The organism is Variovorax saccharolyticus (assembly GCF_030316765.1).
Classification (GTDB): Bacteria; Pseudomonadota; Gammaproteobacteria; order Burkholderiales; family Burkholderiaceae_C; genus Variovorax; species Variovorax saccharolyticus.
Genome location: NZ_JASZYT010000004.1, coordinates 172560 through 195426, shown reverse-complemented (window position 1 = coordinate 195426; position 22867 = coordinate 172560). Strand labels below are relative to the sequence as shown.

At 66.3% G+C, this 22867-nt stretch carries 22 protein-coding genes; 9 read left to right on the top strand and 13 right to left on the bottom strand.

The annotated features are described in order from the left end of the window. Positions 1 to 292: 292 nt before the first annotated feature. Positions 293 to 937, bottom strand: a complete 645-nt coding sequence (locus QTI45_RS14735) for a CGNR zinc finger domain-containing protein (protein ID WP_286654887.1) — start codon at positions 935 to 937, stop codon at positions 293 to 295. A 267-nt stretch (positions 938 to 1204) separates the two neighbouring features. On the opposite strand from QTI45_RS14735, the gene QTI45_RS14730 reads away from it, so the two are divergent. From QTI45_RS14730 to QTI45_RS14710, 5 genes are read left to right on the top strand one after another with little or no spacing between them, the layout of a single operon-like run. Then, on the top strand, positions 1205 to 1936 hold the full coding sequence (locus tag QTI45_RS14730) for an ABC transporter permease subunit (protein ID WP_286654886.1): 732 nt from the start codon (positions 1205 to 1207) through the stop codon (positions 1934 to 1936). A gap of 57 nt (positions 1937 to 1993) precedes the next feature. Then, the gene (locus QTI45_RS14725; RefSeq protein ID WP_286654885.1) at positions 1994 to 2869 is read left to right on the top strand and encodes an ABC transporter substrate-binding protein; all 876 of its coding nucleotides are present in this window, start codon (positions 1994 to 1996) and stop codon (positions 2867 to 2869) included. A gap of 22 nt (positions 2870 to 2891) precedes the next feature. Then, positions 2892 to 4019, top strand: coding sequence for an LLM class flavin-dependent oxidoreductase (locus tag QTI45_RS14720; protein WP_286654884.1), 1128 nt, complete (start codon positions 2892 to 2894; stop codon positions 4017 to 4019). Beyond that, complete coding sequence (locus QTI45_RS14715) at positions 4016 to 5047, top strand: ABC transporter substrate-binding protein (protein WP_286654883.1); 1032 nt, start codon at positions 4016 to 4018, stop codon at positions 5045 to 5047. Before QTI45_RS14720 ends, QTI45_RS14715 begins: the two co-directional genes overlap by 4 nt. Continuing rightward, the gene (locus QTI45_RS14710) at positions 5031 to 5750 is read left to right on the top strand and encodes an ABC transporter ATP-binding protein (RefSeq protein ID WP_286654882.1); all 720 of its coding nucleotides are present in this window, start codon (positions 5031 to 5033) and stop codon (positions 5748 to 5750) included. Before QTI45_RS14715 ends, QTI45_RS14710 begins: the two co-directional genes overlap by 17 nt. Before the next feature lie 366 nt (positions 5751 to 6116). On the opposite strand, the gene QTI45_RS14705 is transcribed toward QTI45_RS14710, so the two are convergent. Together QTI45_RS14705 and QTI45_RS14700 are read right to left on the bottom strand one after the other, a co-directional pair. After that, positions 6117 to 7637 carry a tripartite tricarboxylate transporter permease gene (locus QTI45_RS14705; RefSeq protein ID WP_286654881.1) on the bottom strand — a complete coding sequence of 507 codons (1521 nt, stop codon included), beginning with the start codon at positions 7635 to 7637 and terminating at the stop codon, positions 6117 to 6119. Positions 7638 to 7653: 16 nt separating this feature from the next. After that, positions 7654 to 8145, bottom strand: a complete 492-nt coding sequence (locus QTI45_RS14700) for a tripartite tricarboxylate transporter TctB family protein (protein WP_286654880.1) — start codon at positions 8143 to 8145, stop codon at positions 7654 to 7656. Between the two features lie 234 nt (positions 8146 to 8379). Between QTI45_RS14700 and QTI45_RS14695 the strand changes: the two genes are divergently transcribed. Then, entirely contained in the window at positions 8380 to 8799 is a 420-nt protein-coding gene (locus tag QTI45_RS14695; RefSeq protein WP_286654879.1) for a MarR family winged helix-turn-helix transcriptional regulator, read from the top strand. Positions 8800 to 8825: 26 nt separating this feature from the next. Here QTI45_RS14695 and QTI45_RS14690 read toward each other — a convergent pair whose 3' ends face one another. The 6 genes from QTI45_RS14690 to QTI45_RS14665 all read right to left on the bottom strand — a co-directional run bounded on the left by QTI45_RS14690 (position 8826) and on the right by QTI45_RS14665 (position 15555). Next, complete coding sequence (locus tag QTI45_RS14690; protein WP_353621307.1) at positions 8826 to 9323, bottom strand: Fur family transcriptional regulator; 498 nt, start codon at positions 9321 to 9323, stop codon at positions 8826 to 8828. A gap of 49 nt (positions 9324 to 9372) precedes the next feature. Then, a complete protein-coding gene (locus tag QTI45_RS14685) occupies positions 9373 to 10725 on the bottom strand; it encodes an ABC transporter permease (RefSeq protein ID WP_286654878.1) in 1353 nt (450 codons plus the stop codon). Continuing rightward, entirely contained in the window at positions 10722 to 12152 is a 1431-nt protein-coding gene (locus QTI45_RS14680) for a DUF3526 domain-containing protein (protein WP_286654877.1), read from the bottom strand. The genes QTI45_RS14685 and QTI45_RS14680 overlap by 4 nt, the downstream gene beginning before the upstream one ends. Continuing rightward, positions 12149 to 12895: an ABC transporter ATP-binding protein gene (locus QTI45_RS14675; RefSeq protein WP_286654876.1), complete on the bottom strand. Its 747-nt coding sequence runs from the start codon at positions 12893 to 12895 to the stop codon at positions 12149 to 12151. Before QTI45_RS14675 ends, QTI45_RS14680 begins: the two co-directional genes overlap by 4 nt. Before the next feature lie 3 nt (positions 12896 to 12898). Further along, positions 12899 to 15055, bottom strand: coding sequence for a TonB-dependent siderophore receptor (locus tag QTI45_RS14670; protein ID WP_444813285.1), 2157 nt, complete (start codon positions 15053 to 15055; stop codon positions 12899 to 12901). A 140-nt stretch (positions 15056 to 15195) separates the two neighbouring features. Further along, positions 15196 to 15555, bottom strand: coding sequence for a hypothetical protein (locus tag QTI45_RS14665; protein ID WP_286654875.1), 360 nt, complete (start codon positions 15553 to 15555; stop codon positions 15196 to 15198). Positions 15556 to 15971: 416 nt separating this feature from the next. Between QTI45_RS14665 and QTI45_RS14660 the strand changes: the two genes are divergently transcribed. After that, on the top strand, positions 15972 to 17642 hold the full coding sequence (locus QTI45_RS14660) for a hypothetical protein (protein WP_286654874.1): 1671 nt from the start codon (positions 15972 to 15974) through the stop codon (positions 17640 to 17642). 270 nt (positions 17643 to 17912) lie between these two features. On the opposite strand, the gene QTI45_RS14655 is transcribed toward QTI45_RS14660, so the two are convergent. Next, the gene (locus QTI45_RS14655; protein WP_286655128.1) at positions 17913 to 18878 is read right to left on the bottom strand and encodes a GlxA family transcriptional regulator; all 966 of its coding nucleotides are present in this window, start codon (positions 18876 to 18878) and stop codon (positions 17913 to 17915) included. Positions 18879 to 19039: 161 nt separating this feature from the next. Here QTI45_RS14655 and QTI45_RS14650 point away from each other — a divergent pair, with 161 nt between their 5' ends. Further along, on the top strand, positions 19040 to 19585 hold the full coding sequence (locus QTI45_RS14650) for a cysteine hydrolase family protein (RefSeq protein WP_286654873.1): 546 nt from the start codon (positions 19040 to 19042) through the stop codon (positions 19583 to 19585). A gap of 21 nt (positions 19586 to 19606) precedes the next feature. Here QTI45_RS14650 and QTI45_RS14645 read toward each other — a convergent pair whose 3' ends face one another. The 3 genes from QTI45_RS14645 to QTI45_RS14635 form a co-directional block, all read right to left on the bottom strand. Then, positions 19607 to 20614: an MBL fold metallo-hydrolase gene (locus QTI45_RS14645; protein ID WP_286654872.1), complete on the bottom strand. Its 1008-nt coding sequence runs from the start codon at positions 20612 to 20614 to the stop codon at positions 19607 to 19609. Beyond that, positions 20611 to 21225, bottom strand: a complete 615-nt coding sequence (locus QTI45_RS14640) for a (Fe-S)-binding protein (RefSeq protein WP_286654871.1) — start codon at positions 21223 to 21225, stop codon at positions 20611 to 20613. The genes QTI45_RS14645 and QTI45_RS14640 overlap by 4 nt, the downstream gene beginning before the upstream one ends. Before the next feature lie 89 nt (positions 21226 to 21314). Further along, positions 21315 to 22241 (bottom strand): LysR family transcriptional regulator, encoded by a 927-nt coding sequence (locus QTI45_RS14635; protein ID WP_286654870.1) that lies wholly within the window; start codon positions 22239 to 22241, stop codon positions 21315 to 21317. Between QTI45_RS14635 and QTI45_RS14630 the strand changes: the two genes are divergently transcribed. Further along, positions 22189 to 22782, top strand: coding sequence for a LysR substrate-binding domain-containing protein (locus QTI45_RS14630; RefSeq protein ID WP_286654869.1), 594 nt, complete (start codon positions 22189 to 22191; stop codon positions 22780 to 22782). The two genes, QTI45_RS14635 and QTI45_RS14630, sit on opposite strands and share 53 nt — an antisense overlap. Positions 22783 to 22867 lie beyond the last annotated feature (85 nt).

Below are 22867 nucleotides of genomic sequence, written 5' to 3'. Positions count from 1 at the left end.
GACTGCAAGCCAGCCAGCCAGAATCAAAAGGTATCGTCGATTCATTTCAGCACGCTTGGGAATTCGCCGCATCGGAGCCTTCCGGGTTGCGGCAGTCAAGGCCCCCGCCGTCGGCGGGCCATACATCGCGCGGTGGTCACATGCCTTCAAGTGAACACAGAGAATCTTCGGGCTTTCCCACTTGCGTCGGGCTTCCCCCCGATTAGCCTGCCTGACTTTCCAGATCCTCGTCCATGCACGAGCAGCACCCGCCGGAACCACTGGGTGGCGTCGCCCTCGTGCCGGCGATCAGTCAGACGCTGTCCGACAAGGCCGGAAGAAACCGCTGTCGATAGCGCGCGGAGGCCAGGCGAGCGCCGCAGGTGGACGAGCACCACAACCGATCCCCACGCCGGCTGCGGTCGAGGAACAGCACCGGACAGGTCGGACTGGCGCAGATCTTGATTCGATCGCGAGCCTCGCTCGAGAACAACGCGATGGCGTCCTGCGCCAGCAAGGCCAGAACATGCGCGTTCGCCACGTGTGCGGGCGGCTCGAGTGCCATGCCGCTGCCGTCAAGCAGGCGTGGTGGTGGTGCGCGGCAGGCCCAGGCGTTGATCTGTGCGATGGCATCGACCGGCGGCAACCGCGACGCACGCACCGACTCGGCCGTGTGGTAGACGGCATCACGCAGCGAGCGCATGTCGGACAGGTCGTCATCGCCGATCGGAAGCCCGGGCACGGGGAGCTTCATCCTGCGCAGCCAGGCCATCCACATCGCGCCGCTACGTACGCGTTCGTAGCGGCGGCCAGTCCACTCGCCCAAGGTTTCGACGAGCAGCAGGCATGGGACACCCGCGCGGAACTTGAATGCCAGGTCGCTGGGCTTGAGCGGGCGCAGTGCAGCGTCGGAGCGAGGCATCGGCTTCTTGCGGTCTTGTCTGCTTTCGGCTTTCACGCGCCGAAGTCTAGGAGCTTGGCGCCGTCACCTCCGGGCAGTCGTGTCATATGAATATCTGTTTTCCTTCTTTGGTGGCAAGAGGGTTGAACCCTAGAGTCTCGTCATTGGTTTGACCCATGACACATCGACATCACAGATCCACCTTCGAAGCCCGGGCAGCGAATGATTGAAGACAGCGCGACCCTCTTTTCGGGCGCGGCCCCGACGCGCCGCCGGGCCGGTCGCCGGCGCCCGCCTCCTGGACTGGGGGCTCTGCGAGGCTGGTTGTCGACCGCCGCCTTGCTGCTCGCCTGGCAAGCCGCTTCGGCCGCTGGCTGGCTCAGCCCGCGCACGCTGCCCGGGCCCGATCGGCTCCTCGCCACGGCGTGGTCGATGCTGCAGGACGGCTCGCTCCCGCACGCGCTCGCGATCAGCCTGTCGCGCGTGGTCCAAGGCGCCATCCTGGGCGGCATGGCCGGAGTGGCGGCGGGCATCTTCGCCGGCTTCTCGCGGCTCGGCGAGGACATCGTCGACAAGCCGATGCAGATGCTGCGCACCATTCCGTTCACGGCACTGGTGCCCCTTTTCATCCTCTGGTTCGGCATCGACGAGACACCGAAGGTTCTGCTGGTCGCGTTCGGCGTCGCCGTGCCCCTGTACATCAACACCTTCGGCGGCATCCGCAACGTCGACGTGAAGCTGGTCGAGGTCGCCAGGGTTGCGCGCATGGGCCGCCTGGCCATCGCCCTGCGCGTGCTGCTGCCCGCCGCACTGCCCACGCTGCTGGTCGGCCTGCGCTTCGCGCTCGGGCTCGCCTGGGTGGCGGTGATCATTGCCGAGACGGTCGGTGCCGACTCCGGCATCGGCTTCCTGCTGACCAATGCACGCCAGTTCGTGCGCACCGACGTCATGCTGGTGTGCGTGGCGGTGTACGCGCTGCTCGGCCTCGCGACCGACTACCTGGTGCGGATCCTGGAGCGGCTGCTGCTCTCGTGGCGCCGCGTCTACGTCGGCTGAAACGCGCCGCCCATCCCCTGCCCCCTTTTTTCTCGATCGCTGCCACAGCTCCATCCCATGCCTCTCATCGTCGGCGCTCATCCGCAAAACCCATCGCTCTCGCTGCTCGCCCGCCGGCCGGCGCTGCGCGCTTCGCTGCAGTCGCGGGGCATCGAGTTCTTCATCCATGGTGCCGGCGCGCAGACCATTCCGCTGATCGCGCTGGGTGCCCTCCAGCTGGCAGGCACCGGTGCCACGCCGCCGATCCTTGCCAAGGCACAGGGCTTGCATGGCGTGGTGTTCGGCATGTCGGGGCCGCGTCCCGAACGAGGCGGCGTGGTGGTGCGGGCCGACTCGTCGCTGCACAGCCTGGCCGACCTCGAAGGACGCGGCATCGCGTTGATGCCGGTCTCGTGGCACACCCAGTTCCTGGCGGCGGAGCTCGACGCCGCCGGCCTCGCATGGGACCAGGTCAACGCCGTGGAGTTGTTGCCGGCGACGGCCCGCGATGCTTTCGAAGCCGGCCTGATCGATGCCATCGTGGCCACCGACCCCTTGCTCTCGAAGATCGAGGCGATCGTGCCCGTGCGCCTGCTGGCGCAGCCCGGCCAGACCTTCACCAACCGCTCGGTGTACTGGGCGCCGCAGCAGGTCGTGTGCTCGCATCCCGAGGCCGTCCAGGCGCTGGTGGATGCGATCGCCGAAACCGACCGCCTGACCGCCGCCGACCCGCAGGCGGCTGCACACCTGCTCGATGGCGTCAACGGCAACAGCGCCGCGCAGTGGTTGCCCGCGCTGCTGGCTCGGCCCTGGGGCATCGAGGTGCCGAGCGTGGGATTTGCCGCCGAGCAGCAAACGCATGCAGACATCTTCGCGCGCTTCGGACTCATCCCATCGCCGCTGGACGTCGGCGACACCGTGACCACCGCGTTCCCGGCCGGTGGCACGCACTGAACGAACAAAGGATCGATCGCTCATGGAAGTTCTCTGGTATCTCACCGGCCCCGATGGCCGCTATCCCTGGCGCGCCGACGGCGCCAGGCAACTCACCTACCCCTATTTCCAGCAGCTGGCGCGCGCCGTGGACCACCTCGGCTACACCGGTGCGCTGCTGGCCACAGGATCGCACGACGCCTGGGTGCAGGGCGCCTCGCTCATTCCCTTCACCGACACCTTCCAGCACCTGATCGCCGCACATCCGCCGCTGCTGTCTCCCACCTTGCTGGGCAAGATGATCACCACCTTCGACCAGTTCTCGAAGGGTCGCCTGCGCGTGAACATCGTGAACGGCGATGCCAAGCTGATGGCGCAGTACGGCGTGCACCTGAGCCACGACGAGCGCTACGCGTACACCGACGAATACCTCACGGTGCTGAAGGCGCTGCTGCGCGGCGAGACCGTGACCTTCAAGGGCAAGTACATCCACGTCGTCGACGCCGGCATTCCGCTGCCGCCCTACCAGAAGCCGGCGCCGCCGCTGTGGTTCGGCGGCTCGTCCCCGGCGGCGCACGAGGTCGCGGCCAAGCACATCGACACCTACCTGTCCTGGGGCGAGACACCGCAGCAGGCGCAGGACAAGATCCGCGAGGTCCGCGCGCTCGCGGCCAGGCATGGCCGCGCAGACAAGATCCGCTTCGGCATCCGCCTGTACGTGATCGTGCGCGAGACCGAGGCCAAGGCCTGGGAGGCGGCGGCGGACCTTTACGACCACATGGACGACCAGGCCATCGCCGGTGCACAGGCCTATGTGGCCGGCATCGATTCGATCGGGCAACAGCGGATGTCCGCGCTGCATGGCGGCCGCAAGCCGCGCGACCTGCGCGAACTCGAGATCGCGCCGAACCTCTGGTCGGGCATCGGCCTGGTACGGCATGGACCCGGCACCGCACTGGTCGGCAGCCCGCAGCAAGTGCTGGCACGCATCCAGGACTACCGCGACGCCGGCATCGAGGTGCTGATCGTCTCCGGCATGCCACTGCTCGAAGAGGCTTACCGCTTCGCCGAACTGGTGCTGCCGCATCTGCCCGTCGACCGCGCGGTCGAACAGGGCGTCACGTCCGCATGGACCAAGGAAAGGGATACCGCATGGAAGAAGCAAGCATGACGAACGCAACACCTCCGCACGGCCGCCGCCGTGCCCTCGGGCTGATCGGTGGGGGCATGCTTGCAGCCGTGCTGGCCGCTTGCTCGCGCGACCCTGCGCCAGGGTCCGCCAGCGCGCCGGCGCAATCCGCAGCCGCGCCGGTCGCCGGCCATGCAGGCACTGTGCGCATCGCGCCGCTGCAGGCCTTCAATTTCCTCACGCTGGCCCAGCAAAGCGGAGGCATCGAGGCCGCGGTCAAGGCTGCTGGCGGTTCGGTGCAATGGAAGCCGCCCTTCCCCGCCTACGTGCCCACGGCCGAAGCCTTGCGCGGCGGCGCCATCGACATCGGCAGCGGCAGCGCCACGTCGTTCCTGGCGGCGTCGACGGCCGACAAGGACCTCGTGGTCTTCGCGGCAGAAAGGAGCTCGGGCAAGGACCAAGGCATCGTCGCGACCGGCGCCAGCGGCATCCGGACCATTCCGGGCCTGGTCGGCAAGAAGGTGGCGGTCAACAAGGGCGGCACCGGCGAATACCTGCTGCGCCTGGCCCTGGCACGCCACGACATCCCGGTCGAGAAGGTCACGGTGGTCTACCTGGGTCCGACCGATGCCTCGACGGCTTTCGCGCAGGGCCACGTGGATGCCTGGGCCGTGTGGGAGCAGTTCTTCGCGGCCGGCCAGGCCGAGCCCGGGGCGCGCGTGATCGCGTACGGCGCGGACATCGGATCGCTCAACCGCAATGTGCACGTGACCACCCGCGCCTTCGCCGAGGCCCACCCGGAACTCGTGAAGGCGGTGTACGAGGCCCTCCGCAAGGAGGCGGAGGCGGTACAGGCGGCGCCGGGCCGCGTGGCCGATCTCAACGAGAAGCAAGGCGTGCCGAAGGCGGTCGCGGACATCATCCGCCAGGTTCCGCCATCGACCCTGGTACCGGCGGACGACACCTTGCTGCGCGAGTTTCAGGAAGTGGCCGACTTCTATGCGAAGCACGGGTTGTCGCCTCAGCCGATCGAGGTCAACGGAAGAACGCTGAATGTCGCCGCCCAGTGATCGCCGCGTCCAGTTGCGCGGGTTGACGCGCCGCTTCGGCGACGCCCAGCCGGTGCTGCGCGACCTTTCACTGGACATCGAGCCAGGACAGTTCGTCGCCCTGCTGGGGCGCAGCGGCTCGGGCAAGTCGACGCTGCTGCGCATCCTCGCGGGCCTGGATGGCGGACAGGAAGCGCAGCGCCTGCAGGTGCCGGCCTCGGTGGCCGTGGCCTTCCAGGAGCCCCGGCTTTTTCCCTGGCTTCGCGTCTGGCGCAACGTGGTGCTCAACGTCGATGGCGGGGACCCGCGCGAGCGCGGCATCGCGGCACTGCAGGAAGTCGGGCTGGCCGACAAGGCGCAGGCCTGGCCGCAGACGCTCTCCGGCGGGCAGGCACAGCGCGTGTCGCTGGCACGGGCGCTCGCGCGCGAGCCCGCCCTGCTCTTGCTCGACGAGCCCTTCGGCGCGCTCGATGCGCTCACCCGGCTCACCATGCACCGGCTGGTCCTCGATCTATGGCAGCGTCATCGACCCACCGTGCTGCTGGTGACGCACGACGTCGACGAGGCGCTGCTGCTCGCGGATCGCGTCCTGGTGCTCGACAAGGGCCATATCGTGTCCGACCTGGTGCTGCATGCGTCGCGGCCGCGCAAGATGTCGGACCCGGTGCTCGAAGCCAACAAGACCGACCTGCTGCACCTGCTGGGCGTCGAGGTCGAGGCGTGACCGAGGCTGCTGAATGACCAGACGATCGCGCTGCTGGAGACGGCCCGGAGCCAGGGGTTGAGCGGTGGATGTGCAACAACCAGGGACCGCAGCTTGTGTCATGGAAGGTGGCAATGACCGGTCGCTGATTGAGCCACCCGATGATGGGCAACGACCGCCTGCGGGCCATAAGCGGACATCCAACCCCTTCCCCAATCCAGTGATTTGGCAAGATGAACGACGACGAGACGAATGACCCCGACCTTTCACCTGCTGAGGCTGAGCGGGTTGCAAGGCTGCCTGAAGGTGAATTGGCGCTCATCGACGCGGCACTGCTCTCGCAAGTTTCCAGCGATTGGGCGTCCGCCTCGACATCGGAACAATCTGCTATCCCACCTCTTCGACAAAGGCCTCCTCGCGCTTCGACCGGATCGAGGGCGAGAGGACGATCACCATCAACAGCACGGCGGCAATGAGCAATCCCATCGAGATCGGACGCGTGACGAACACGCTCCAGTCGCCGCGCGACAGCAACAGCGCCCGCCGCAGGTTCTCCTCCATCATCGGGCCGAGGATCAAGCCGAGCAGCAGCGCCGCCGGCTCGCATCCCAGCTTGATGAAGGCATAGCCCACCACCCCGAAGATCGCCACCAGCCAGATGTCGAAGACGTTGTTGTTGGTCGAGTAGACGCCGATGGCGCAGAACAGCACGATCGCCGGGAACAGCCAGCGGTACGGAATGGTCAGCAGCTTGATCCACAGCCCGATCAGGGGCAGGTTCAGGATCACCAGCATCAGGTTGCCGATCCACATCGAGGCGATCAGGCCCCAGAACAGTTCCGGGTTGCTGGTCATCACCTGCGGGCCGGGCTGGATGTTGTGGATGGTCATGGCGCCGACCATCAGCGCCATCACCGGATTGGGCGGAATGCCGAGCGTCAGCATCGGAATGAAGGAGGTCTGCGCACCGGCGTTGTTGGCCGCCTCGGGACCGGCCACGCCGCGGATGTTGCCCTTGCCGAACGGCACCTCGCCGGGCTGCAGCTTGATCTTCTTCTCCAGCGTGTAGGCCGCGAAGGCGGACAGCAAGGCGCCGCCACCGGGCAGGATGCCCAGCGAGGAGCCTAGCGCGGTGCCTCGCAGCACGGCGGGCAGCATGCGCTTGAAGTCTTCCTTGGTCGGGAACAGGCCCGACACCTTGGCGGTGAACACTTCGCGCTCTTCCTCGGGCCGCGCCAGGTTCGCGATGATCTCGCCGTAGCCGAACACGCCCATCGCGATGGCGATGAAGCCGAGGCCGTCGGTGAGCTCGGGAATGTCGAAGGTGAAGCGGGCCACGCCGGAGTTGACATCGGTGCCCACGAGCCCGAGGAGCAGGCCGAGCAGGATCATGCAGATGGCCTTGATCAGCGAGCCTGATGCCAGCACCACGGCGCCGATGAGGCCGAGGATCATCAGCGAGAAGTACTCGGCGGGGCCGAACTTGAAGGCGATCTCGGTCAGCGGCGGCGCGAAGGCGGCGAGGATCAGCGTGCCCACGCAACCGGCGAAGAACGAGCCGAGTCCCGCAGCGGCCAGCGCCGGCCCTCCTCGCCCCTGCTTGGCCATCTGGTGGCCGTCGATCACGGTCACGACGGAGGACGATTCGCCCGGAAGATTGACAAGGATCGCGGTGGTCGACCCGCCGTACTGGGAGCCGTAGTAGATGCCGGCGAGCATGATGAGCGCCGCCACCGGCGGCAGCGCATAGGTGGCCGGCAGCAGCATCGCGATGGTGGCCGTCGGGCCGATGCCCGGCAGCACGCCGATCAGCGTGCCCAGCAGGCAGCCGATGAAGGCATAGGCAAGGTTCTGCAGCGTCACCGCCGTGGCGAAGCCGATCGAGAGGTTGTTGATCAGGTCGTTCATGGGTGATGTCCGGTCTTCAGCCGACGATGAAGGTCGGCCACACCTGAAACTGCAGCTTCAGGCCGACGATGAAGGTGAGGTAACTGCCGATCGCCAGCACGGTCGCCAGGATCAAGGCCAGCTTCATGCTGAAGTTGGCGCCCGCCATGCAGGCAACGACCACGAGCGCATAGATCGCGAAGATCAGCCCCATGGCCGGCAGGCCCACGCTGCGCAGGCCCGCAAGCAGGATGCCGAACAGCACGTTGGCGCCGATGATGAAACCGAGCGGCTTCCAGGCGATCTTGCCGATCGGTTCGCCGTCGCCCGTGCGCTTCGGCGTGAGAGAGCCGAGCACCACCACCGTGCCCAGCAGCGCCAGCAGGGCGCCGACGATCAGCGGGAAGTAGCCCGGGCCCATGCGGGCGGCACTGCCGACGTTGTAGGTGGTGGCGCCCAGCGAGAACGCTGCGCCGACGCAGGCGAACATGAGGCCGGAGACGAAGTTCTTCTTGCTCTTGATTTGCATGGGAGATGGCTTGCGGGTTGAACAATGGGCTCGGCATTGCCAAGGCACCCGCGCGATGCGCGGGCTCCGGCGGAGCAGAACGTGGTCCTGCCGACGGTCCGACGTGCGTCCGTCAGGCTCCAGTCAGATTACTCATAGTATGAGGTTAAATACCTCACATCATGAGTAAATACCCTCGTCATTGAAGGTCACTGCTACATTCGATGCAGCCGGCCCTTCACCCCAGACTCAAAAATGCCAACCCAACGAGGCCCCATCGACAAGCAACGCTTCGAGGCCCTGTCCGACTTCAGGTTCAGGCTGCGCAGCTTTCTGCGCTTCAGCGAAGACGCGGCGCGCGAGGAAGGCATCACCGTTCTCCAGTACCAGGTGCTGCTCCACACGCAGGGCTTCCCAGGGCGCGAATGGGCCTCGATCAGCGAGATCGCCGAGAGATTGCAGGCCCAGGCGCACGGTGTCGTGGCGCTGGTCTCGCGCTGCGAAGAAGCTGGCCTCGTGAAGCGCAAGCAGAGCACCAGCGACCGGCGTCTGGTGGAGGTTCACCTGACGCCGGCGGGCCGCAAGAAGCTTGAGGCATTGGCCGGCCAACTCGCGGACCATGTGGCGGAACTGGCAGATGTCGTCGCCTTCGCGAGACGCACCAAGCTCTCCTGATCCAGGCCGCGGTCGGCGCACTCGATTCAATGCTGTTTCGAGCCGGCCTTCGGAACGGGCTGGCGCGCCAGTTTGCCGCAGTCGGCACACAGACCGTAGAGCGTCAGCTCGTGCGCCTCGACCTTGAAGCCCTTGGGCGCCAGGCCGGCAAAGTCACCGGGACACTCGTGCACGTCGAACACGCGCTCGCAAGTGCGGCACTGGAAATGATGATGGTGGCCCCGATGTGCCGACTCGAAGCGCGGCGCCTCTCCAGGGAGTTCAACGATGCGGACTTCGTTTTCCTCGACCAGCAGCTTGAGGTTGCGGTAGATCGTCGCGAGCGCTAGCCCCGCAACCGCCAGCTGCGCACGCTCCTGGATCTCCGTGGGAAGCAACGGCCTGGGCGACTCGGCGACCACGGCCCGGATGGCCGCCCGCTGGCGAGTCCCACGCTGGACCGGTGGCGGCAGGTCGGGGATCTTGCTTGTCTTGGGTGAACGTTCGGCCACGGTGGCTTTCGGGGCGTTGGTATGGAGGCGCAATTGTCATGGATAGGCCGGGACCCCGCCACGCCCCCGGGCGGACAGCTGGCTACCCGATCCGCCTTGCCGCTCGAATGCTCGCCACGAACAGCACCAGGGCCAGAAGCCAGATCGACCACGTGGCATCCGGCGCCGCATCGGCGGCGCGTTCGGTGAGCCTGAAGCGCGGTGCCTTCAGGAAGTCCTCGCGCGTGAAAGCCACCTCGTCGAATACGTAGGGGTAGTAGAAGCGGCGCACTTCACCATGAAAGGCCGTGATCCGGTCCTGGAATGCCAGCTGTGCCTCGAGGTCGGTGTCCGCCAATCGATGCAGGGCGGCCTGGGCGCCGACACCGGGCAGGAAGTCGCCTAGGCGCCGCGTCCAACGCTGCCGGCGCAACAGGCCGTCGCGATACGCCTTGGCCTGGTCGGCCACACGCTCGTCGCCGAGTTGCTGGAAGGCGTAGTACCACTTCCAGTGAAAGCCCCACGGCAGCGGCGACGTGTCTTTCCACTCGGGGTGCGTCTGGAAGAAGGCCGCCATGGTCGCGTCCCTCGGCCGATCCCAGGCGGCATGGATGTCCTGGCGCTGCGCCAGCATCAGGTCGACACCCTGCTGCACCGGTGCCATCCGTGTCACGCCCACATTCGCCAGCGCGGGCAGTGCCAGCGTCAGCAAAGCCCACAGCCCCATCAACAAGGTCGCATTCGTGGTCGATCGCATGCCCACGGTCGCCACGAAGAACGCCAGCCCGGTCCAGAAAGCCAGATACCCTGCCACGATCGACAGCATCGCGGCCAGCACGCCCGCGGACACGCCCGACCACAGCGCGCCGGCCAGCAGCGGCAGCGCCATGCAGGCGAGCACCAGGGCGAAGCGCAAGCCGACGCGCCGCAGCCACGGCGAGCCGCGCGCGCCTGACATGGCGAGCAGCATGCGCAGCCGGCCCGACTGCCTCTCGGAAGACACCAGATCGTGCAGCAGGGCGATGAGGATCAAGGGCGCGATGTAGATCAGGACGAAGGCGAAGTCGAACTTTCCGGGCAGCGCCATTTCGGGGTTGAAGGTTTCGCCCTCGTGCAACTGGGCCTGAAGCCCCAGCGCCCGCACCCGCAGCGCGTAGGGGGCCACGTCGCGCAGGCCCAGGGCCGCGAAGGCCGACACCGAAGGTGCATCCCAGGTGTGGTGGAAGCTGTAGTAGGCGGCATAGCCGGCGCTCTCGCCCCTTGCATGACGGTTGGCGAGCCTGGCCAGCTCGGTGTCGTTGAGCGCGCCGAGCCGTTCGATGCTTTCCTGCTGCCGGCGGATTTCATGCAGGCCGCACGCGACCGAGGCCGAGGTGATGGCAAGGAGCAGCAGCAGCGCGAACCCGCAGATCCTGGAGCGCGCCAGCAGGCGCCATTCATGGGCGAGCCAACTCATCGGTCGACCCTCCCGAGGCGGGATGCGGCCACCGGCAGCAACAAGGCTGCGCCCGCCAGCCAGAGCAGCAGCACAGCCATGGCCGGCAGCGCGCGCCGCAGCATCGCGGCCGTGGGTTCGGGTTCATGGCGGAAGTCCGGCAAGTCGTGCCAGGACGATCGATCCACGCGGTTCTGGCGTGCCGGATTGCGATCGTCGGCATAGCTCAGCTTCTCGGCCTGCAAGCGGTTGAGCGACTGCACCAGCGCGAATCGATAGCGCTCGCCCTGCTCGCTGAAGCGCCGATAGCTGTCCAGGTCGGTGCCGGCCGCGGTCATCGACAGGCGCCGCAAGGCGATTGCCGGATCGACGATGCCCAGCCGATCGACGAGGCGGCTCTGGCGCTCCTGCAGGCCGAACGATGCCTCCGCATGGCGCTCGAAGAGCTCGCTGGTCAGCCGTTCGCCTTCCAACGCGACCAGGCCCTTGTAGTTCAGGGGCAGGTCTTCCACCCGGTTCACCCCGTGCTGCTGCAGCAGCTTGCGGCGGAATTCGGAGAAGTACGGGTCGTCGGGGTCGTGGCTGTCGCCGAGCGCAGCCAACTCGCGCGCCACCGCGATGTCGGTCTCGAAGCGGGTCGCCAGCGGCAGCGCGGCATTCACCGCATCCGGGACGATGCGGGGCATCAGCACCAGGGCCACGGTCCAGAGCGCGAGCAGCGCCAGCAGCGCGTCGCGAGGACGCCGCACGATGCTCGACACCAGCACCACCCCAGCGGCCCAGAGCATCAGCCAGGCGCCATGGCCGACCAACAGCAGAAGGCCGGGCGCCATCGGCACGCCCGGCCGGGTACCGATCCACGCCAGGGCAGCGGCGGCCGGCAGCAGCACCAGCCCGGCGACCTCCGCCATGGCCAGCAGCTTGCCGAGCACGAGGTCCCGCGCCTTCACCCCCTGCGCCAGCAGAATGCGCAGCGTGCCGCCCTCGCGCTCGCGCGCCACCACCCCATGCCCGACGAAGACGAGCAGCAGCGGTGCGAGCAGTTGCAGCACGAACGCCGGCGTCAACTGCCCGAAGCGCAGCAACAGCGAAGACTGCCGGACATCGCCGAAATTGGCACTGTTCTGCCGATGCCCTTCAAGAAACAGCGTGTGCCCGGTGTAGGCATCGATGCCGGCGTCGAACGCAGCCCACGGGTTGAGCGGCCGGAACACGAACTGCCCGTAGTGAACCATCCGATGTGGATGACGATCGGGCTGGGCATCGAACTCCCGGTTCACCTGAGACTGGTAGTGCGCGCGTGCCTCGCTCGTGGCACGCCGGTGCTCGAAGGCGCTCAAGGCGGCGATCAGGCCGAGCAACACCAGCAGGGCAAAGCCCAGCACTGCGATCCGGTCGCGCAGCATGAGCCGCCATTCTTCGCGCGCGATGCAAGGCACCGCGCTCATCGGGGCACCTCGCCCATGTAGCGCCGGTAGAGGCCTCGTACATCGAAACGCTCGCCGCCCGTGGCGGCCACCTCCTCGATCAGGCGGCCATCGGCGATGAATCCGATCCGGTCCGCCATGTCTGTCGCACTCAGCAGGTCGTGCGTCACCATGAGTGTGGCGACGCCATTGCCACGCAGCAGCTCCAGCAATCGGTGGAACTCGCCGGTGGCTTGCGGGTCCAGGCCGGAGGTGGGCTCGTCGAGCAGCAACGCCGGTACCTCGCGTGCCAGTGCCAGCGCGATCGCCACCTTCTGGCGCATGCCCTTGGAAAAGCCCGCAACCCTTCGGCCCATGGCAGCCGCATCGAGCCCGGCCCTCTGCAGGGCGCCATCGAGCGCAGCCTGGCCGGGCCTCTGGCCGGCCAGGTCGAGCAAGTAAGCCAGGTTCTCGCGTGCACTCAGATGCTCGTAGAGCGCCACGTTCTCCGGGATGTAGGCGATGCGCCGGCGTGCGCCTTCGGGGTCGGACGCCGGGTCGATGCCATCGACCTCGAGCCGGCCGGCTCGCGGGCGCACGAAGCCCAGGAACAGGCTCAGCGTGGTGGTCTTGCCGGCACCGTTGGCGCCGAGCAGGGCATAGATCTCGCCGCGTCGCACGGCGAGATCGAGCGATTGCAGGATGGTCCGGCCGGCATAGCCGGCCGTGACCGCGGCGGCAAGAAGGACCGGGGGCGTGGAAAGGTTCGCGTGCATGGTGTTCATCCGTCAGAACTTCGCCTGCAGGCCGAGCGTGAGGCTGCGCGGCGTTCCGGGCGTCACCCACACCCGGCTGTAGGAGCTCGGGTAGTAGGTGGTGTCGAAAAGGTTGTCGATGTCCAGCGTGAAACGCAGGGTCGGGCTGTAGCGCCAGTAGCCGACCAGCTTGGCGGTGGTGTAGCTCGGCAGCTCGAAGGCCGGGGTTCCAGCATTTGCTTCGGCCCGCGTGCGCGCCTGGCCGAGGCGCTCGCCCACATGCGTCACGCCACCGCCGATGCCGTAGCGCTGCCCGTTCGCCAGGCCGTCTTCATAGAGCGCGAGCACGCTGCCGATGACCTTCGGCGCATTCAGCAAGCGGCCGCCGACCTGCAGCGTGTTGTCCCGGGTGATCTCCACGTCGTCGAGCATCAGGTTCGCGCTCAGGCGCCAATGGCGCGTCAGCTGGCCGCTGAAGTCCATCTCGATCCCACGGCTGCGGACCTCTCCGGCAGCGACCGAATAGCCCGTGTTGAGCGGATCGGCGGTCAGCACGTTGCGCTTCGTGATGTCGAACAGCGCGGCCGTCGCGCCGAGGCGCCGGTCGATGCTCTCCCATTTGGTGCCCAGCTCCAGCGCGCGGCTCGTCTCGGGGGAAAAGGCGATGCCGGCGATGTCCGAGCCGACATTGGGGCGGAACGAGCGACCGGCGTTCGCGTACACCGTCCACTCGGGCGACGGCAGCCAGCTCAGGCCCGCACGCGGCGACGTGGAGGTGGGCTCCTGCTGCGCCAGCTTGCCGGTGCGGTAGTTCATCAGGCTCTGCCTGTAGTTGTCGGCGCGCACACCGACGATCAGGCGCCAATCGGCGGCGAGCTTGATCGCGTCCTGCACATAGAAGGCCGTGTTGCGTTGCCGCTCGACGTTGTCCGTGTTGGGGCCGAGCCTCGGACGGGGCTGGCCGTAGACCGGGTGGTAGATGTTGATCGCGTACGGCTGGGCCGCCGTCGGATTGGCACTCAGCGCCAGCGAGTCCATCGTGAAGCGAAAACTCTCCAGGCCGAAAAGCAGCTCGTTCTCGACAGTACCGATGCGAACGTTGCCTTGCAATTCCGCCTGCAGCGCGGTGTCGTGCGAGTTGTAGTCGCGCAAGTACAACTGGCGACTCAGGCTGCCGTCGGCGCGCACGGCACCCGAGGCCTGCGAGTTCAATCCGCTGAGCGATGTGTCGAGATAGGACAGGCCGAGCCGGCTGCGCCAGCCGGAACTCCATTCGTTCGACAGGATGAACTGATGCCGCTGATTCTCTATCGTGACATCGCCATCGGCAGGCTCGCCAAGAAAGCGGGTGCGGGGAATGGCACCGAGGCGATTGCCGACCGCCACCACACCCCGGTCCAGCGGAGTCGCCTGGCGCACGAACTCGCCCGCGTACTCAAGCGCGGCATCGCGCCCGAGCCTCCAGGTGAACGCCGGCGCAAGGACCCTGCGCTCGGAACTCACGTAGTCGCGAAAGCCATCCGCATTTTCCACCGCGACGTTGAGCCGATAGGCGAAGTTCTCGCCGATGGGGCCTGTGCTGTCGAGACTGCTCCGCATGCGACCGAAGCTCCCCGCATAGGCCTCGACGGTGTTCGCCGCTTGCCACAGCGGGCGCTTCGAGACCACATTGAGCGTGCCCCCCGGTTCGCTGCTGCCGTAGAGCGCGGCCGCGGTGCCCTTGAGGAACTCGATGCGCTCGACACCCGCGAGATCCCTCGGCGCGTTGTAGCCGCGGTTGGCGGAGAAGCCGTTCACGAGTGTCGACATGCCGGTGTTCTCGTGCCCCGGCAGGCCCCGGATGGCGATGTTGTCCCAGAGGCCTCCGAAGTTGTTCATGCGCGTCACGCCGCTCACGTAGTCGAGCACATCGTTGAGCTTCGTGGCGCCCAGGTCGTCCATCGCCTGCCGGGTGACGACGCGCACGGACTGCGGCAGCTCGCGCAGTGGCATGTCGGTCTTCGCGCCGGCCACCTCGTCGGCGTGGTAGGTGCCTGTCTCGCTTCGGCCGACGACTTCGACGGTGGACAACTCGGTTTCGGCGGACGGGCCTGTAGATTGGGCCATCGAGGGCGCAGAGACCAGCGCGCAGAGGATGGAAGGCAAGGGCAAGCGCCGTGGCTGGCGCCAGACGCATGAAAGGAAGGACATGTGCAGCAGACGAGAAGGCGTCATCGACCGCGCCAACTGGCGCAGATCGAAGACGCGATGAGAATTGCGCCGCGCGCGAAGAGGCTCGGCGAACAAGGGGGCGGAATGGCGATGGGCCAGGGCGGCCCGCGCCGGGGCCGTCAGGCTCGGTTCTCTGGAGGGTCGCGTGACGCGAAGCGCCACCAGTCGGCTGTACACACCCACGACCGCTCCGGCGCGGCGCACAGACACGCAGGGAGCCGCACGCTGCCGGCCGTTGCCAGCACCTGCGCCAGAACGGCTGTCTGGGATGCCAGGGCGAGACACCCTGCGCAGGCTTGCGCTTCGCCTTCGTCGGTCGCACCGACCCCTTCTCGAAGCGAATCGGCCTCTCCCGCCATCTGCCCGAACGCCGTGCCGGCATCGCGCAGGTGGTGCGCCTGGTGCGCAGGCTGAACCACGAGAGACGAGAACAGGATCGCCGCGGACAGGAGGTAGTGAAGCAGGCGGCGGGCAAGCATGAGGGGCACAATCATACTATTGATAATGCATTCGCATTTTCATGTGCGCACTCCAGCGGATCGACCCAGTCCTTGCGAGGGGGAAGGCAGGCAATGCTGGCTCGATGGCAGCGCCTCCGCCCTCCGCCAAATGGCGTTTGATTGGAATTCAAGTGCGGAGCTGACCGAGATCCAACATGAATACTTTTGTTGCCATTTAATGCAACATCTTGTATCTTTGCTGCTGGTTCTAATTGGCACCTGCGCTTGCAGGATAGAGGGCAAGGATGGGATCTCTAGCGTGGGGAGTTGCTGCGGCCGCTTTGGTGTCGGGATTGGTCGCTTGCGGAGGTGGTGGCGGTGGAGGGGGAGCCGCAGTCGCAGGGGGCGGCGCTAGTCCACCACTTACGCCTGTCGCGTCTGCTTCGCCCGACGCCGTGCCTACAACACCCAGCAACGCTGGGGCGGGTCATGCCATCAGCGGCACGGTCACCGGCCTGAGCGGCAGCGGCTTGGTCCTGCAAAACAATGCGGGTGACGACCTCGCCATCGCGGCTGACGGGTCGTTTCGCTTTCTGAAACCTGTCGCCAGCGGGAGGCCCTACGCGGTGACCGTCAAGAGCCAGCCAAATGGGCCCTTGCAAACTTGTAGCGTCAGTTTTGGCAGCGGCCTGGTGAACGATGTTGCGATCAGCAATGTGTCCGTGGTGTGCTCAAGCCGCAGCTTCTCAGTCCGCGGGGCGGTCGTCGGCTTGTCCGGCAGTGGCCTGGTGCTGCAAAACAATGGAGGCGACGATCTCGCTATCGCAACCGACGGCGCATTTCGCTTCCCTGCTTCGGTGGCCAGCACGGCAGGCTACGCAGTGACCGTCAGGACCCAGCCTACTGGGCCGTCACAGACGTGCAGCGTCATCAACGCCAGCGGCACGGTTGTCCAGACCGAAGTGAGCGATGTGACGGTCTTGTGCGCAACGAATAGCCACACAATCGGCGGCATTGTCAGCGGCTTGCGCGGCAATGGGCTGGTCTTGATGAACAACGCGGGCGATGACCTGACCATCACCGCCAATGGTGCCTTTCAGTTCACTACGCCGGTGGCCAGCGGGGCGAACTATTGGGTGACCGTCAAGACCCAGCCCCAGTTTCCCAATATGTTCTGCACGGTCAGACAGAGCTATGGAGGAGTTGCCTCAGCTGCCGTGACAACGGTGGAAGTGAATTGCGTTCAGTCGGTACCCACGAGACTGTCCTCCATCCAGTTGCAGAGTGATCCGGATGACAGGATCGGTCGTGGTATGAACTATGGCTACACGCACGCCAACTCGGTGATTGGCATCAGAAGCCTTGGAGGCCTGCTGCAAGTGTTCGTCCGCGGTGATCAGAGTTGGAGCGGCGACTTCTTCATACGCACGTCGCCGGAAAAGCTGCGGACGGGCACGTTCAGCGAAGGGCTGGACTGGGGCGGCGAAGGACGTGGATGCAGCCGCAGCCCGGGTTTGTTTACCATCAGGAGTGTGGAGTATGTCGATGACGTCCTTACGGCTATCGACCTGACTTTTGAGCAACACTGCGAAGGGTCCAGTGCCGCGCTGCGGGGTCAAATCTATTGGACGGCCTACGACAATTCTGTAGCGCCTGGGCCAATCAATCCACCACCGGCTGGCCTTTGGCAGCCTGTGGCCGGTGCAGTTCCAACCAGCGGCAACTATGTCTACCTGACAAGCGATCCAGGGGACTACATTGGCCTTGGAAGGACCTATCTCTACTCGCCGGATAGTTCACCCATGAGGGTTTTCGCGAATAAAGGAACGCTTTCGGTGGGCTTGATCGATGGCGCTTGGCACGGCTCCTTCGCGGCCATGGAATGGGTGGCCCAGTTGCGCCCGGGGTACTACGGCGATCTGGTTGGCTATCCATTCCACAATCCAGCGAAGGGCGGCCTGTTTTCGTCCGGCGATGGACGCGCATGCAGTTCGGTCCGCGGGTGGTTCGCTGTGGACGACGCAACTTACGTCGGCGCTGAATTGAAGTCGATTGACCTTCGATTCGAGCAGCACTGTGGAACCGCCACGCCTGCTCTCCGCGGCAAGATCCATTGGGTGTTCTGATCGCGGGCAGCAAAGGACTGCCGGTGATCGTGGAAAGGCTGCTGGCTTGTCCGCACCAGCGCCCGTCGTGTGGCTGTTGTGCAGCGGTTGCAGACATTCGTGGCAGCAAGTTAGATGTCTGCTTTGCGACCCAAAAGCCGAAGTGCGCTTGGGAGATCCGGCGCCCGCAAAATCGGATTCTGAGAAACCTTGCAGTACGCGCGCTTGGCAAACATGCTGGCGAAAGGCGTCCAGCAATTCATGCGCTCGATGGGATGAGGCGACTTCGCTTCAGCAAACGTTGCCGTCGCGAAAGGCCCGTCTGTAAGAAGAGGGTGATGTGCGCACCTGGTCGGCAAAGTGCTGGCGCAACGACAACGATGTGCCGAAACCTGCTTCCGCCGCAACCTGTTCGATGGTCATGTCAGTGGTTTCCAGCAGTTGCTGGGCCCTGCCGATGCGTTCTGCCGACAGCCACTTGCTCACCGTCACGCCCGTGGCTTCGCGAAAGCGTCGGGTGAAGGTTCGCCGGCTCATCCGCGCCACGTCCGCCATCGCATCGAGCGACAGCGGGTCCGACAGATGCGAGCGCGCCCACTCCAGCACCCCGGGCAAGCGCGCCTCGCTCGACAGGGCAGGAACGGGTTGTTCAATGTACTGCGCCTGGCCGCCTTGGCGATGCGGCGGCGTCACCAGCAAGCGCGCCACGCGGTTGGCGACATCGGTCCCGTGGCGCAAGCGCAGGATGTGCAGACAGCAGTCGATGGCCGCGACGGTCCCGGCCGACGTGATGACGTTGCCATCATCGACATACAGCACATCGGGATGGAAGTGCGTCTTGGGAAAGCGCTGGGCGAAAAGTTCGCGGCAGGCCCAATGGGTGGTCGCACGCCGACCATCGAGCAGGCCCGCATCCCCCAGCACGAACGCACCCAGGCACAGACCGATGACCTGGGCACCGCGCGCGTGGGCTTGGCGCAGTGCATCCGTCAGCGCGAGAGGCGCCGCGATCTCGGGGTGGTTCCAGGCGGGCACCACCACGATGTCGGCTGCGACCATCGCATCCAGACCGCCAGGCACCTCCAATTCCATTCCCTGATCGCATCGCACGCGGCCGGGCGTGAGTGCGCAGTACCCCACTGCGTACTTCGGCAGGTCATCGGGTGGTGGCTGCACGCCGAAAACGATGCCGGGCACGGAGAGATGGAACAGGCTGACGCCATCGAAGGCGAGCACGGCGACACGGAGGGGCTGCATACCGCATTTTGGCCCGATTCTTTCGAACGCAGTCATTCAGGCCAATGGTGCGATGGCCGGGGCTTCCCGAGAATTCAGCCTGCGCGGCGCGAAAACCGGATCCCGATTCGCACGCATCCAGCCGATGAACCCAAGGCCCATTGAAAGAAGGACGCCACCACATGACCAAACGCGCCACCCTCGTCGTCGATCTCCAGAACGAATACCTCCAGACTGGCAAGCTGCCGCTGGTCGGCCTCGAAGCCGCCTTGGCCAATGCCGCCCGCGTGATCGCGGCGGCGCGGGCCAAAGGCGAATTGCTCATCCATGTCCGCCATGAGGGCGCCCGGCCGGACGCACCGGTCTTCACACCCGGCACCGCCGGCGTGCAGATCATCCCCGCCGTGGCGGCAGCGGACGGCGAGCCGGTCATCGTCAAAAACTACCCGAACTCGTTCCGCGGCACCCAACTGAAGGAGTTGCTCGATGCACAAGGCGTGAAGGAACTGGTCGTGATCGGTGCCATGAGCCACATGTGCATCGAAGCGACCAGCCGCGCGGCTGCCGACTTCGGCTATCCCGTCACCGTCGCGCACGACGCGTGCGCCACCATGAACCTGGAGTTCGATGGCACCGCAGTGCCCGCTGCACAGGTGCATGCCGCATCGATGGCTGCGCTGGGTTTCGGATACGCGTCAGTTATGAGCACGGACAAGCTCCTGGCCTGAGGGAGCCGCCGAATCACCGAATCACCGAATCGCATAGCGATCGCGGGTGGCCTGCGCACATTCGCTCATCACGGTCAGTGCACGCTCCACCGCAGGCGTGCCCACCACGAAGGGATGCGGCTGACTGGCCTTGGCGAGCTGGCTCATCTTCTGAACTGCGTTGTCCCAGCCGGGATGATTCGAGATCAGGACGTCGATGCCTTGTTGGCGTGCGATCGTCTTCATTCGTTCGGCGGACTCGATGTAGCTCTTGAGGCGGTCGGGCTTGTCGCCGAAATTGAAGGCGGTGCCACCCCACAGCATCACGCGATGGCGTTGTCCGGCCGCCGTGACATCGAAGACCGGCGACACCGTGCCGACCGTGTGGCCAGGCGTCAAGTACAAGGTGACCGTCGTGCCGCCCAGCGTGATCTTCTCGCCATCGCGGGCCGAAACATCCCGTTTGGGCGCCGCGCCCCACAGCGGCGATGCGAAATCGAGCTTGGTCTCGGTCATCGTCCAGTCGAGGTCGCTCATGACGACCCGCGCCTTGTACTTCTCCACCAGGTAGGGCGCGCCGCCGTAGTGATCGCCATGGCCGTGCGAGACCACGATCGTTTTGATGCGCGTGGGATCCAGCCCGACCCGTCGCAGGCCGGCTTCGATCACCGCCGCGGCTTCGAACTGATTGTTCAACGCGTCCAGGAGGATGATGCCGTCGGGGGTATCGATCGCCCAGGCGCTCGACCATGCCGCACCCACGAAGTAGAGGTTGTCGAAAACCTTCATCGGCGCAGGCGCCGTGCGCGCAATCTGGGTCGCGATGACCTTGTTGATCTCTTCAGGGCCTGGCTCCGTTGCCGCCGGGGCCTTGCAAAGCGGAAGCAGGAACGTCAGATCACTGCCCGCTGCCGCGTTGGCCTTGTCGACGTGCGACTGAATCGACCTCTCGCTGGGCGTGTATGGCGAGGATGGACCTGGCGCAGTCGCGCAGCCGGCCAACGCCAGAGTGGCTGAAAGCAATGAAATCGATGGCTTGAATTTTTTCATCTCAGTTCATCCTTGATGGTGATTTTTCTGAAGGTCTCCAGCAGCAGCTGCAGCGGATGCCGCAACTCGACGCCCCCCATGATGCTCGCCTGGCAACGGCAGGAGTATCCCGTTGCGAGAACGCGGCCAGCTCGCCGTGGGTCGTCGAGGATCTTTTCCCAGCTGAGCCGGTAAATCTGCTCGGAGGTCGCACGGTTGTCGCGCTCATGACCGTAAAGGCCCGCCATGCCGCAGCACCCACTGGGCACGACCTCCAACTCGATGCCGAGACGGCGGCCGAGCTTGATCCAGTCGGCTGTGGCCACGGCGGCGTTGGTTTTCTCCGTACAGTGGGGCAGAAGGCTCCACGTGTCGCGTCGATCAAGTGCCAGATTCGGCAGCCTTGCGCTTTGCTGCATGAGCCATTCCTGCGGCAGACTGACCTTGGGTGCTCGATCGGCACCCAGTGCCTTCGCGTACTCGGCGCGGTAGGCAAGAGTCATCGAGGGATCCACCCCCACAAGCGCCACACCCGTCTCGGACAACGCGGTGAGCATGGCCGCATTCCGAGCCGCTGCCTTTTCGAAGCTGCCCAGAAGGCCGAGCACATGCTGGGGCTTGCCGTTGGGCATGAAGGGGGCCATCCAGGGCCTGAATCCCAATCTGCCGAGCCATACCTACGCAGCTCGCGTTTGCACACCATAGCCCCGAACACCTGTCGCTAATTCTCCAGCGCCGAAGCAAAGAACAGTTTCTCGCCGCGCGAGCGCAACAGCGCCACAAGCCGCTGGGCCGCGGGCGACAGGTAGCCTTCCTTGCGATAGGTGACCCCGAGCTGACGCCGCAGCGTCGTCTCCTTCAAGGGCACTTCCCTCAATGCGTGGGCCGCCCCGCTGGCGTTCAGCGTGTGGCGCGACAGGAAGCTCAGCAGGTGGGTGCGCGCGATCAGCCGCGGCAGCAGCGGAATCGAGTTGGCATCGATCTGCGCCTTCGGGGTCGGCAGGCCGCGCGAGCGGAAGGCCGCGTCGAGCCACTGCCGGCTCACGATGGTGTCCACCGGCAGCACCCAGCGCCAGGCCAGCAGTGACTCCATCGTGATCCGCGGCAGGTCGAACACCGGGTGGTCCGGGCTGGTCGCGACCACCACCACGTCCTCCACGATCGAGTGGGTCACGAAGTCGTCGTCGTGCTCGGGCATCAGGCCGATGAGCAGGTCGATGCCGCCTTCGCGCAGCCGTTCGCGCAGCGCGATGCTCGGCGCGATGGTGATGTCGATGGTGGTCTCGCTGGCCTCTGCCAGCAGCAGGCTGCAGATCTCCGGCAGCACGTGATCGGCTGGGATCGGCCCGCTGCCGATGCGCACGTGGCCGGCGTTGCCCTTGGCGAAGTCGCCGACCTCGCGCAGCGCCTCCTCGGTGGCGCCGCGCAGCAGCCGGGCGCGCGCCAGCAGCACCTCGCCCACCGGCGTGAGCCGGATGCCGCGGCCCTTGCGCTCGAACAGCGTGGCGCCGAAGGCTTCCTCCAGCCGCTGCACCGCCTTGGTCAACGCCGGCTGGGTCCGGCCCAGCTTGTCGGCGGCCTGCCCGCCCACCGGCGTGAGCCGGATAGCCAGCGAGACCACCATCGACATCACGATCGCGCCGAGCATCGCCCTGCGCGAAAGGCTGCGCGAAGGCGGCATCGACCTGCTGATCGGCCTGATGCCCGAGCATGACGATGACTTCGTCACGCACTCGATCGTCGAGGACGTGGTGGTGGTGGCGACCAGCCCGGACCACCCGGTTTTCGATCTGCCGCGGATCACCATGGAGTCGCTGCTCGCCTGGCGCTGGGTGCTGCCGGTCAACACCATCGTGAGCCGGCAGTGGCTCGACGCTGCCTTCCAGTCACGCGGCCTGCCGACCCCGAGGGCGCAGATCGACGCCAACTCGATTCCGCTGCTGCCGCGCCTGATCGCACGCACCCATCTGCTGAGCTTCCTGTCGCGCCACACGCTGAACGCCAGCGGCACGGCCAGCGCGCTGCGCGAGGTGCCGCTGAAGGAGACGACCCTGCGACGCCATCTCGGCGTCACCTATCGCAAGGAGGGCTATCTGTCGCCGGCGGCGCAGCGGCTGGTGACGCTGCTGCGCGCACGCGGCAAGCGGCTGTTCACGTCGGCGCTGGGCGGCGGCGCGCCGCGATCCTGAGCCGCGGGCGGCACGCGGTACGCCGCCTCGGCCAGGGCCCCCGAGCCGACCACCAGCCGATGGAGCGAGGCGCCGAGCTCCCGCA

Coding starts and splice junctions, on each gene's coding strand:
- QTI45_RS14640 (WP_286654871.1), bottom strand. CDS start 21,225: ATGCCCAACGGCAAGCCCCAGCATGTGCTCGGCCTTCTGGGCAGCTTC.
- QTI45_RS14695 (WP_286654879.1), top strand. CDS start 8,380: ATGCCAACCCAACGAGGCCCCATCGACAAGCAACGCTTCGAGGCCCTG.
- QTI45_RS14670 (WP_444813285.1), bottom strand. CDS start 15,055: ATGTCCTTCCTTTCATGCGTCTGGCGCCAGCCACGGCGCTTGCCCTTG.
- QTI45_RS14685 (WP_286654878.1), bottom strand. CDS start 10,725: ATGAGTTGGCTCGCCCATGAATGGCGCCTGCTGGCGCGCTCCAGGATC.
- QTI45_RS14715 (WP_286654883.1), top strand. CDS start 4,016: ATGACGAACGCAACACCTCCGCACGGCCGCCGCCGTGCCCTCGGGCTG.
- QTI45_RS14720 (WP_286654884.1), top strand. CDS start 2,892: ATGGAAGTTCTCTGGTATCTCACCGGCCCCGATGGCCGCTATCCCTGG.
- QTI45_RS14650 (WP_286654873.1), top strand. CDS start 19,040: ATGACCAAACGCGCCACCCTCGTCGTCGATCTCCAGAACGAATACCTC.
- QTI45_RS14700 (WP_286654880.1), bottom strand. CDS start 8,145: ATGCAAATCAAGAGCAAGAAGAACTTCGTCTCCGGCCTCATGTTCGCC.
- QTI45_RS14635 (WP_286654870.1), bottom strand. CDS start 22,241: ATGCTCGGCGCGATCGTGATGTCGATGGTGGTCTCGCTGGCTATCCGG.
- QTI45_RS14725 (WP_286654885.1), top strand. CDS start 1,994: ATGCCTCTCATCGTCGGCGCTCATCCGCAAAACCCATCGCTCTCGCTG.
- QTI45_RS14645 (WP_286654872.1), bottom strand. CDS start 20,614: ATGAAAAAATTCAAGCCATCGATTTCATTGCTTTCAGCCACTCTGGCG.
- QTI45_RS14680 (WP_286654877.1), bottom strand. CDS start 12,152: ATGAGCGCGGTGCCTTGCATCGCGCGCGAAGAATGGCGGCTCATGCTG.
- QTI45_RS14665 (WP_286654875.1), bottom strand. CDS start 15,555: ATGCTTGCCCGCCGCCTGCTTCACTACCTCCTGTCCGCGGCGATCCTG.
- QTI45_RS14710 (WP_286654882.1), top strand. CDS start 5,031: ATGTCGCCGCCCAGTGATCGCCGCGTCCAGTTGCGCGGGTTGACGCGC.
- QTI45_RS14705 (WP_286654881.1), bottom strand. CDS start 7,637: ATGAACGACCTGATCAACAACCTCTCGATCGGCTTCGCCACGGCGGTG.
- QTI45_RS14675 (WP_286654876.1), bottom strand. CDS start 12,895: ATGAACACCATGCACGCGAACCTTTCCACGCCCCCGGTCCTTCTTGCC.
- QTI45_RS14655 (WP_286655128.1), bottom strand. CDS start 18,878: ATGCAGCCCCTCCGTGTCGCCGTGCTCGCCTTCGATGGCGTCAGCCTG.